The sequence below is a fragment of the Thioalkalivibrio sp. ALE21 genome (assembly GCF_003208255.1).
In the GTDB taxonomy this organism is placed as follows: Bacteria; Pseudomonadota; Gammaproteobacteria; order Ectothiorhodospirales; family Ectothiorhodospiraceae; genus Thioalkalivibrio; species Thioalkalivibrio halophilus.
The window spans coordinates 105,615-115,000 of record NZ_QKMA01000005.1 but is presented as its reverse complement, the minus strand read 5'-3'; the positions used below and the strand labels follow the sequence as shown (position 1 = coordinate 115,000).

The window sequence follows — 9,386 nt, the reverse complement described above, 5'->3', positions numbered from 1 at the left end:
TGGAAAGGCCGGCCAAAGTGGGTGATAGCCCCGTAAGCGAAAGATCATGCACCGTGAAATCGAGTAGGGCGGGGCACGTGAAACCCTGTCTGAACATGGGGGGACCATCCTCCAAGGCTAAATACTCCCTACCGACCGATAGTGAACCAGTACCGTGAGGGAAAGGCGAAAAGAACCCCGGAGAGGGGAGTGAAATAGAACCTGAAACCGTGTGCGTACAAGCAGTGGGAGCCCCTTCGGGGGTGACCGCGTACCTTTTGTATAATGGGTCAGCGACTTACTTTCAGTGGCAAGGTTAACCGATAAGGGGAGCCATAGGGAAACCGAGTCTTAATAGGGCGCTCAGTCGCTGGAAGTAGACCCGAAACCGGGCGATCTATCCATGGCCAGGGTGAAGGTGGGGTAACACCCACTGGAGGCCCGAACCCACTAATGTTGAAAAATTAGGGGATGAGCTGTGGATCGGAGTGAAAGGCTAATCAAGCTCGGAGATAGCTGGTTCTCCTCGAAAGCTATTTAGGTAGCGCCTCATGTATCACTTCCGGGGGTAGAGCACTGTTATGGCTAGGGGGCCATCCCGGCTTACCAAACCATTGCAAACTCCGAATACCGGAAAGTGCGAGCATGGGAGACACACGGCGGGTGCTAACGTCCGTCGTGGAAAGGGAAACAACCCAGACCGCCAGCTAAGGTCCCCAAATCATGGCTCAGTGGGAAACGATGTGGGAAGGCAGAGACAGCCAGGAGGTTGGCTTAGAAGCAGCCATCCTTTAAAGAAAGCGTAATAGCTCACTGGTCGAGTCGGCCTGCGCGGAAGATTTAACGGGGCTAAAGCCATGTACCGAAGCTGCGGACCTGCTTTGCAGGTGGTAGAGGAGCGTTCTGTAAGCCTGCGAAGGTGTGTCGAGAGGCATGCTGGAGGTATCAGAAGTGCGAATGCTGACATGAGTAACGATAAGATGGGTGAAAAACCCATCCGCCGAAAGCCCAAGGTTTCCTGCGCAACGTTAATCGGCGCAGGGTTAGTCGGCCCCTAAGGCGAGGCAGAAATGCGTAGTCGATGGGAAACAGGTTAATATTCCTGTACCTCGCGTTAATGCGATGGGGGGACGGAGAAGGCTAAGTGATCCGGCTGTTGGTGCCCGGTTCAAGCATGTAGGGAGTACTCCTAGGCAAATCCGGGGGTACATATCCTGAGATGTGATGACGAGCTCCCAAGGGAGCGAAGTCACTGATGCCCTGCTTCCAGGAAAAGCCTCTAAGCTTCAGTTAACGTGAGACCGTACTCCAAACCGACACAGGTGGGCAGGGTGAGAATCCCAAGGCGCTTGAGGAAACTCGGGTGAAGGAACTAGGCAAAATGGTACCGTAACTTCGGGAGAAGGTACGCCTCGGATGGTGACGGGACTCGCTCCCCGAGCTGTTCGAGGTCGCAGAGACCAGGCCGCTGCGACTGTTTACTAAAAACACAGCACTCTGCTAACTCGAAAGAGGACGTATAGGGTGTGACGCCTGCCCGGTGCCGGAAGGTTAATTGATGGGGTTAGCTTCGGCGAAGCCCTTGATCGAAGCCCCGGTAAACGGCGGCCGTAACTATAACGGTCCTAAGGTAGCGAAATTCCTTGTCGGGTAAGTTCCGACCTGCACGAATGGCGTAACGATGGCGGCGCTGTCTCCACCCGAGACTCAGTGAAATTGAAATCGCAGTGAAGATGCTGTGTACCCGCGGCCAGACGGAAAGACCCCGTGAACCTTTACTACAGCTTCACACTGAACTTTGAGCTTGTTTGTGTAGGATAGGTGGGAGGCTTTGAAACCGGGACGCCAGTCTCGGTGGAGCCATCCTTGAAATACCACCCTTGCAAGTTTGGAGTTCTAACTCAGGCCCGTTATCCGGGTCGAGGACCGTGTGTGGTGGGTAGTTTGACTGGGGCGGTCTCCTCCCAAAGAGTAACGGAGGAGTGCGAAGGTACCCTCAGCGCGGTCGGAAATCGCGCGACGAGTGCAAAGGCATAAGGGTGCTTGACTGCGAGACAGACACGTCGAGCAGGTGCGAAAGCAGGTCTTAGTGATCCGGTGGTTCTGTATGGAAGGGCCATCGCTCAACGGATAAAAGGTACTCCGGGGATAACAGGCTGATACTGCCCAAGAGTCCATATCGACGGCAGTGTTTGGCACCTCGATGTCGGCTCATCACATCCTGGGGCTGAAGCAGGTCCCAAGGGTATGGCTGTTCGCCATTTAAAGTGGTACGCGAGCTGGGTTTAGAACGTCGTGAGACAGTTCGGTCCCTATCTGCCGTGGGCGTCGGAGATTTGACAGGATCTGTCCCTAGTACGAGAGGACCGGGATGGACGCACCTCTGGTGTTCCGGTTGTCACGCCAGTGGCATTGCCGGGTAGCTAAGTGCGGAAGGGATAACCGCTGAAAGCATCTAAGCGGGAAACCCACCTGGAGATGAGATCTCCCTGGAGCTTCGAGCTCCCTGAAGGGCCGTTGAAGACGACAACGTTGATAGGCTGGGTGTGGAAGCGCGGTAACGCGTGAAGCTAACCAGTACTAATTGCCCGTGCGGCTTGACCATATAACACCCAAATGGTTGTTGGTCTCTTCTGACACATCACCTAGTTGCATTCCGAATTTGGACAGTGAGCGCTGTCCAGCCAGTTTGCCTGGCGGCTATAGCGAGCAGGAACCACCCGATCCCATCCCGAACTCGGAAGTGAAACTGCTCTGCGCCGATGGTAGTTAGGGGCCTCCCCTCGTGAGAGTAGGTCACCGCCAGGCATTTACACCGAAAGCCCGATTCCTCTTGCGAGGGGTCGGGCTTTTTTTGTGCCTGTTTTTGTGGTCGTGAGACGCCGGACGGCCGGCGGGAGGTATGCGGTGGCGAACAAGCGGACGGATGGTGGGCTGGTGATCGTGGGCCTGGTGCTTATTGCCGTGGGGGCGTATGCGCTGCTGGGGCAGCAGGTCCATTTCTCGCCGATCGCTCCCCGTGAGGATGGCGGGTTTGGTGGGTGGTTCGCGACGGTGGTGGGCGTAGTGATGATCCTTGGCGGGCTGTATTTCCTGCGCGAATCGCGAAAGTAGCCATCGGCAGCCAGCGGGCTGCGGCTCCCTAGAGCTCGCGCCAGCGGAACCCTTCTTCCTGGGTGGCAAGTTCCATTTCGGCTGCGGCGGCGCCGACGCCCTCTGCAAGCGCTTTCCGGGCGTGGTCGGGATGGTTGTTGTCGCTGGACAGGTGCATCCCGATCAGGGAGCGCAGCTTTCGGTTGTCGGCCCGCCGGAGCAGGTCACGCGCCGCGTGATTGGGGAGGTGGCCCCATCCTCCGCGAATGCGCTCCTTGAGACGCTCGGGGTACGGGCCGGCCTGGAGCATATCCGGCTCGTGGTTGCATTCGAGCAGGAGGCCGTCGGCCCGGGCGGCGATCTCGACCATGTGGGGCGTGACATGGCCGGCATCGGTCATTAGTGCCAGCTCGCGGTCGCCATCGGACAACGTGAACTGCGTGGGTTCCCGCGAGTCATGCGGGACGGTGAACGGAATCACCCGCAGGTCGCGGATCTCGATCGGCGAGTCGCTGGTGATTTCCAGGGTGCTGGGGAAGCGATTGTCACGGGCGGCACGGATGGTGCCGTGGGAAGCGTATACGGGGATCCCGTGGCGTCGGGAGAACGCGCCGGTAGCCCCGATATGGTCACCGTGCTCGTGCGTGATGAGGATTGCGTTCAGCTGGTTGGGCTGCAGGCCTGCGCGCGCGAGCCGACGTTCGGCCTCCTGAGCGGAGAAGCCGCAGTCGATCATGATGCAGGTGTGGCGGGCGCGCACGACCAGTGCGTTTCCGCCGCTTCCGCTTCCAAGGGAACAGTATCGAAGCATGCCGACAGTGCCGGTGCTCGGCGGTCAGCGGCGAAAGCCTTCCTCGATCTTTTCGAGGAGGAACCGGGTGTCGTCCTCGTCCAGCGGTTCGCCGTCGATGTCCCGTGCACGCAGGAGGGACTGGCCGTTGTCCGCGGAGAGTTCGATCCGGTAGCGCGTGTCTGCGCGGCGGTCACCGCGACCGAACAGGCGGCTGAAGAAGCCACCTTCGTCTTCGTCGGCGCTGTCCGGGCGATAGGTGACTTCGTGCACCCCGCTGCGGCGGTCGCGTTCGTCGACGAGGAGGCCGGAACGGTCGAGGCGGGTGCCGAGGTGCCGCCATACCTGGTCCGCGTCGCTGTCAAAGCGAAGAACCAGTTCGTCGCCGACATTCTCGATGCGTGCGCCCGGCACCCGCTGGACCTCCGATTCGTCGGCGCGCTGACCGCCTTCGCCGGGGTCGCCGGTGAGCAGGAACAGGCGCAGGCGATTGAGCATTTCCGCCTCCAGCTCCGGATCGGAGGGGCGGGAAACCCAGAGGAAGCGTTCTTCGCCCACGGGCTGTTCTTCGGCCCCGCGATGGGTGATGTAGACCGCGGTGCGACCGTCGTCCTCGCGTTCGACGCGCAGGCGGTACCGGTCACGGGTGTTCGAATCGTAGAGACCGCCAATGGTCCGGGCGATGAAACCGCGGGTGCCGCTGAACGGGATACCGGCGCGGTCTTCGGCCCACTGGGTTTCCATGATGCCGACTTCCGGTTCGTTGCGTTCCAGCGGCAGGTTCTGGCTGTCCCAGAACGCGGCCAGGCGATTCCACAGGTCGTCCGGGTCGGTATCGACCGTCAGCCAGCGCGTATCGCCGTCACGCCAGATCTGTACATCGCTGTCTTCGGGCAGGACCTGGACCTCGCCGGCTCGCGGCGCCAGGGCGCCCGTTCCGCCGGGTGTGCCGGTCTGTCGGGTATCGGGCTGCTGCATCTCGCGGGCGCTGACGCGTTCTCCCGGCGCGTCGGGGACGCGGTAGCCGTCGCGGCTGTCGGGGGCGCTGAGCTCGGGCGGAACCTCGAGGTCAGGGGCCTGACGGGATTCCTGATAAACAGGGCCACCGTCATCGGTACCGGCGCAGCCGGCGGTACCCAGGGCAAGGGCGACGGCCAGCGGCAGCGCCGCGGGCAGGTAAGCGCGTACGGTAGTACGAGCGGAAAAGGACGAAAAACGGGTCATGAACGGTTCATACCTCGATGCCGGCCTGGCGCATGGCGTCCAGAACCGGGGCGTGAAACGGAGCCGAAAGCGGTGTCAGCGGGAGGCGGATGCCTTCTTCCATCATGCCCATCTGCTGCAGCGCCCATTTGACCGGGATCGGGTTGGCTTCCAGGAACAGGGCCGAGTGCAGCCCGTCCAGCTGGCGGTTGATCTCGCGGGCTCGTTCGGCATCGCCTTCGCGTACTGCCCGGCACATCTCCGACATCAGACGCGGCGCGACGTTCGCCGTGACCGAGATGACGCCGTGGCCGCCGGCCAGCATGAAGGCAAGTCCGTTGGCATCCTCGCCGCTGAACAGGTCCAGGCGGCTCCCGACGCGTTCGACCAGCTCGGCAGTGCGCTCGTTGCTGCCGGTCGCCTCCTTGATGCCGACGATGTTGGGCACCCCGGCGAGGCGCTCGACGGTTTCGGGCAGGATGTCGACCGCCGTCCGGCCGGGCACGTTGTACAGGATCTGCGGGATGTCCACCGCCTCGGCGATGGTCTTGTGATGCAGATACAGACCTTCCTGGGTCGGCTTGTTGTAGTAGGGGGCGACCAGCAGGCAGGCATCGGCACCGGCTTCCTTCGCGCACCGGGTCAGGGCGATGGCCTCGCGGGTGGAGTTGGCTCCGGTTCCGGCAATGACCGGGAGGCGGCCATCGATGGTGCGCACGACGTGCGCGATGGCCTCGCAGTGTTCGTCGAAATCGAGGGTGGCCGATTCGCCGGTGGTGCCCACGGCGACGATGGCGTCGGTACCCGACTCGACATGGAATTCCAGCAGCCGATCCAGCGCTGGCCAGTCCAGGCTGCCATCGGCGTGCATCGGGGTCGCGAGCGCGACCATGCTGCCTTGAAACATCGCCCCCTCCAGGACAAGTAATGGTGCAGTCTAACGGGGGACTGACAGGGCATTCAAGAAAGCGCCGCGTTGGCCTGTACCCGGGGAGGTGATATGTTCCGGCATCATGATCCACGCGATGCGCCATTGCCGTTCGCCATCCTGCTCGCCGGTTGCAGGAGGCCGGGCCCGTGGCTGAGGTCGTCGGGGCCGGTACGCACACCGAGCTGGTGCTGAGTCTGCTGGGGCCGGACCGGCCGGGCCTGGTGACTCAGGTGACCCAGCACGTTGCCGAATCCGGTTGCAATCTGGAAGCCAGTCGCATGGTGGTGCTTTCCGGCTACGCCTGCATGGCGGTGACCGCCAGCGGAAACTGGAAGACCCTGGCGACCCTGGAAGGGCGGCTGGAACGTCTGGAACGCGAGAGCGGGCTGGTGGTGACCGCGCGTCGCGGGCCGCTGGAGGAGGCCGGAGAGGCCGCCATGGCCTATGCCGTGGACGTCATCGCCCTGGATGCCCCGGGGCTGCTGCACGGCCTGGCGAACTTCTTCGCCACGCGGGGCGTCAACCTGCGGGATGTACAAAGTCGCGTCTACACGGCGCAGCAGACAGGCGCCCGCATGTTCGCGGCGAACATCGTGATCGACATCCCGGCCGCGCAGCATCTGGCGACGCTGCGGGGCGAATTCATGGACTTCTGCGACGAACTCAATCTCGACGGGGTGCTGGAGCCGATCAAGGCCTGAATGCCGCCCCGTCCCCGACCGGAGACACGAGAATGACGGTTGCGATCGATCAGCCCGTACCTGCCGATATCCGCCTGCCGGCCACCGGCGACCAGGAGCTGGCGCTGGAGGATTTCCGCGGGCGCACGGTGGTCCTGTATTTCTACCCCAAGGACAACACGCCGGGGTGTACCAACGAGAGCCGTGACTTTGCCGAGCGCCTGGCCGATGTCGAGGCAGCGGGGGCGGTGATCCTCGGCTGCTCGCGCGACAGCGTGAAGAGCCACGAGAATTTCCGCAGCAAGCAGGAGCTGCCGTTCGACCTGCTCAGCGATGCGGACGAGCGCCTGTGCGAGGCCTTCGACGTCATTGGCATGAAGAACATGTACGGCAAGCAGGTGCGCGGCATCGAGCGCTCCACGTTCCTGATCGACGCGGACGGCGTGCTGCGCCGGGAATGGCGCAAGGTGAAAGTCCCCGGCCACGTGGACGAGGTGCTCGCCGCGGTGCGTGAACTCTCGGGCTGACATCGAGCGCGTTTCTGCCCCTGCCCCTGCGCCCCGGAGGCCCGATGATCGAAGACCGCGAACCCGGCCGTCATCTGTTCGTGCTGGACACCAACGTCCTGATGCACGACCCCACCGCGCTGTTCCGTTTCAAGGAACACGACATCTTCCTGCCGATGGTGGTCCTGGAAGAGCTGGACCGGGGCAAGAAGGGGATCTCCGAGGTGGCGCGCAACGTGCGTCAGGTGAGCCGGTTCATCGACGAGCTGATGACCGGGGCTACCCACGAGGCGATTGTCGCCGGGCTTTCGCTGACCGCGACGTCGCTGGAGGACTCGGATCTCGGCGGCCATGGCCGGCTGTTTTTCCAGACCCGCAGCCTGAATTCGCATTTGCCCGAGTCGCTGCCGGGCTCTTCGGCCGACAACGATATCCTCAGCACCGCGCAGGCGCTGGAAGAAGAGCTCCCGGATGTCCGGGTGACCCTGGTGTCCAAGGACATCAACCTGCGCATCAAGGCTGCGGTGATCGGCCTGCATGCGGAGGATTATCACAACGACCAGGTGCTGGATGACGTTTCTCTGTTGTACTCGGGGATGCAGGAGCTGCCCGGGGACTTCTGGGACACCCACGGCGCGGCGATGGATTCCTGGCAGGAGGCCGGCCGGACCTATTACCGGGTGAAGGGGCCGCTGGTTGCGGAATGGCATCCCAACCAGTTCGTCTATCGCGAGGGCGAGCAGCCCCTGAGTGCCATCGTGCTGGAGGTGGATCGGCCGGCCGAGAGCGCCGTGATCGAGCTGGTGGACGACTACATGAATCCCCGGCACACCGTCTGGGGCATCAATGCCCGCAACCGCGAGCAGAACCTGGCGCTGAACCTGCTGATGGATCCGGAGGTCGATTTCGTCTCGCTGGTGGGAGCGGCGGGGACGGGCAAGACCCTGCTGACCCTGGCGGCCGGCCTGGCGCAGACGCTCGAGGACGGGACCTACAAGGAAATCATCATGACTCGGGTGACGGTGCCGGTGGGCGAGGACATCGGCTTCCTGCCGGGTACCGAAGAGGAGAAGATGACCCCCTGGATGGGGGCCCTGATGGACAATCTCGAGGTCCTCGGCGGCAACACCGAAGGGGCCGGGGAATGGGGCCGGGCGGCCAGCGGGGACATCCTGACCAGCCGCATCAAGATTCGCTCGCTCAACTTCATGCGCGGGCGTACCTTCCTCAGCCGCTACATCATCCTGGACGAGGCGCAGAACCTCACCAGCAAGCAGATGAAGACGCTGATCACCCGTGCCGGGCCGGGGACCAAGATCGTCGCGCTGGGCAACATCGCGCAGATCGATACCCCGTACCTCACCGAGACCACCTCGGGGCTGACCTATGTGGTGGACCGCTTCCGTGAATGGACGCACAGCGGACACATCACGCTCACCCGCGGCGAGCGCTCGCGGCTGGCGGATTACGCTTCCAACAACCTGTAGGTGGCGCAGGTCGCGCTGCAACAACCGCGAAGGAAAATCCGGCCCCGTCATTGCGAGGAGCCGCAGGCAACGCGGCAACCTTCCGAAGCTGGCGCCGAGTCAGATACGGGCTCAGATGGTCCCGGACGGAGATCGCCACGTCGCTTCGCTCCTCGCGATGACGATGCAGGCGATAACCCGTCGCGATGACGATGCGGGCGATAACCCGTCGCGATGACGATGCGGGCGATAACCTGAGCCCGGCCCCCTGCGGCCCCCCGCAATGGCGGGGCGCGGGTGGAGCGGGTGGGGGTCTAGCCGTCCTCGCTGTAGCGCACGCAGGCGCGGTCGGTCTCCCACAGGGTCAGGGTGCTGACGCGCAGCCCGGGGCGGTTCAGGCGTTCCGCCAACTCGCGGAAGAACCAGCGGGCGATGTTCTCCGCGGTGGGATTGACGGTGTCGAACGGCGGCACGTCGTTGAGGTAACGATGATCCAGCTGCCCGGCGATCTCGCGTGCGGCGCTCTTGACCACCTTGAAATCCACCGCCATTCCGGTGTCGTCCAGGGTTTCGGCCTCGACCTCGGCTTCCACCTTCCAGTTGTGGCCGTGCATGTTCGCGCACTGCCCCGGGTAATCGCGCAGGGTGTGCGCGGAGGCGAAGTCGGTCAGGACGCGCAGGGTATAGCGGGCACTCATGTTCGGATTCCGGAAGCGGTCGGCCGGCGGGCCGGGAGAT

At 63.1% G+C, this 9,386-nt stretch carries 8 protein-coding genes and 2 rRNA genes (1 of these 10 only partly in view); 6 read left to right on the top strand and 4 right to left on the bottom strand.

Translation table 11 applies throughout. The features are described 5' to 3' along the window. From D893_RS06545 to D893_RS06535, 3 genes are all read left to right on the top strand, one after another. Positions 1-2,584: ribosomal RNA gene (locus D893_RS06545) — 23S ribosomal RNA — on the top strand; it begins 295 nt to the left of the window's first position. An 87-nt stretch (positions 2,585-2,671) separates the two neighbouring features. Further along, positions 2,672-2,787 (top strand): 5S ribosomal RNA (gene rrf, locus D893_RS06540). Between the two features lie 99 nt (positions 2,788-2,886). Beyond that, positions 2,887-3,093 (top strand): hypothetical protein, encoded by a 207-nt coding sequence (locus D893_RS06535; protein WP_018946592.1) that lies wholly within the window; start codon positions 2,887-2,889, stop codon positions 3,091-3,093. A 28-nt stretch (positions 3,094-3,121) separates the two neighbouring features. Here D893_RS06535 and D893_RS06530 read toward each other — a convergent pair whose 3' ends face one another. The 3 genes from D893_RS06530 to dapA are packed head-to-tail and all read right to left on the bottom strand — an operon-like array spanning position 3,122 to position 5,972. Further along, positions 3,122-3,883: an MBL fold metallo-hydrolase gene (locus tag D893_RS06530; RefSeq protein ID WP_110619402.1), complete on the bottom strand. Its 762-nt coding sequence runs from the start codon at positions 3,881-3,883 to the stop codon at positions 3,122-3,124. 24 nt (positions 3,884-3,907) lie between these two features. After that, the gene (bamC, locus tag D893_RS06525; RefSeq protein ID WP_110619401.1) at positions 3,908-5,086 is read right to left on the bottom strand and encodes an outer membrane protein assembly factor BamC; all 1,179 of its coding nucleotides are present in this window, start codon (positions 5,084-5,086) and stop codon (positions 3,908-3,910) included. A 7-nt stretch (positions 5,087-5,093) separates the two neighbouring features. After that, positions 5,094-5,972 carry a 4-hydroxy-tetrahydrodipicolinate synthase gene (dapA, locus tag D893_RS06520; protein WP_018946589.1) on the bottom strand — a complete coding sequence of 293 codons (879 nt, stop codon included), beginning with the start codon at positions 5,970-5,972 and terminating at the stop codon, positions 5,094-5,096. 170 nt (positions 5,973-6,142) lie between these two features. Here dapA and D893_RS06515 point away from each other — a divergent pair, with 170 nt between their 5' ends. Genes D893_RS06515 through D893_RS06505 form a run of 3 tightly spaced genes read left to right on the top strand, consistent with a single transcriptional unit; the run spans position 6,143 to position 8,669 of the window. Beyond that, positions 6,143-6,697 (top strand): ACT domain-containing protein, encoded by a 555-nt coding sequence (locus tag D893_RS06515; protein ID WP_018870622.1) that lies wholly within the window; start codon positions 6,143-6,145, stop codon positions 6,695-6,697. Between the two features lie 32 nt (positions 6,698-6,729). Then, complete coding sequence (locus tag D893_RS06510) at positions 6,730-7,203, top strand: peroxiredoxin (protein ID WP_110619400.1); 474 nt, start codon at positions 6,730-6,732, stop codon at positions 7,201-7,203. Positions 7,204-7,247: 44 nt separating this feature from the next. After that, positions 7,248-8,669 (top strand): PhoH family protein, encoded by a 1,422-nt coding sequence (locus tag D893_RS06505; protein ID WP_110619399.1) that lies wholly within the window; start codon positions 7,248-7,250, stop codon positions 8,667-8,669. Between the two features lie 293 nt (positions 8,670-8,962). On the opposite strand, the gene queD is transcribed toward D893_RS06505, so the two are convergent. After that, positions 8,963-9,346: a 6-carboxytetrahydropterin synthase QueD gene (queD, locus tag D893_RS06495; RefSeq protein WP_110619398.1), complete on the bottom strand. Its 384-nt coding sequence runs from the start codon at positions 9,344-9,346 to the stop codon at positions 8,963-8,965. Positions 9,347-9,386 lie beyond the last annotated feature (40 nt).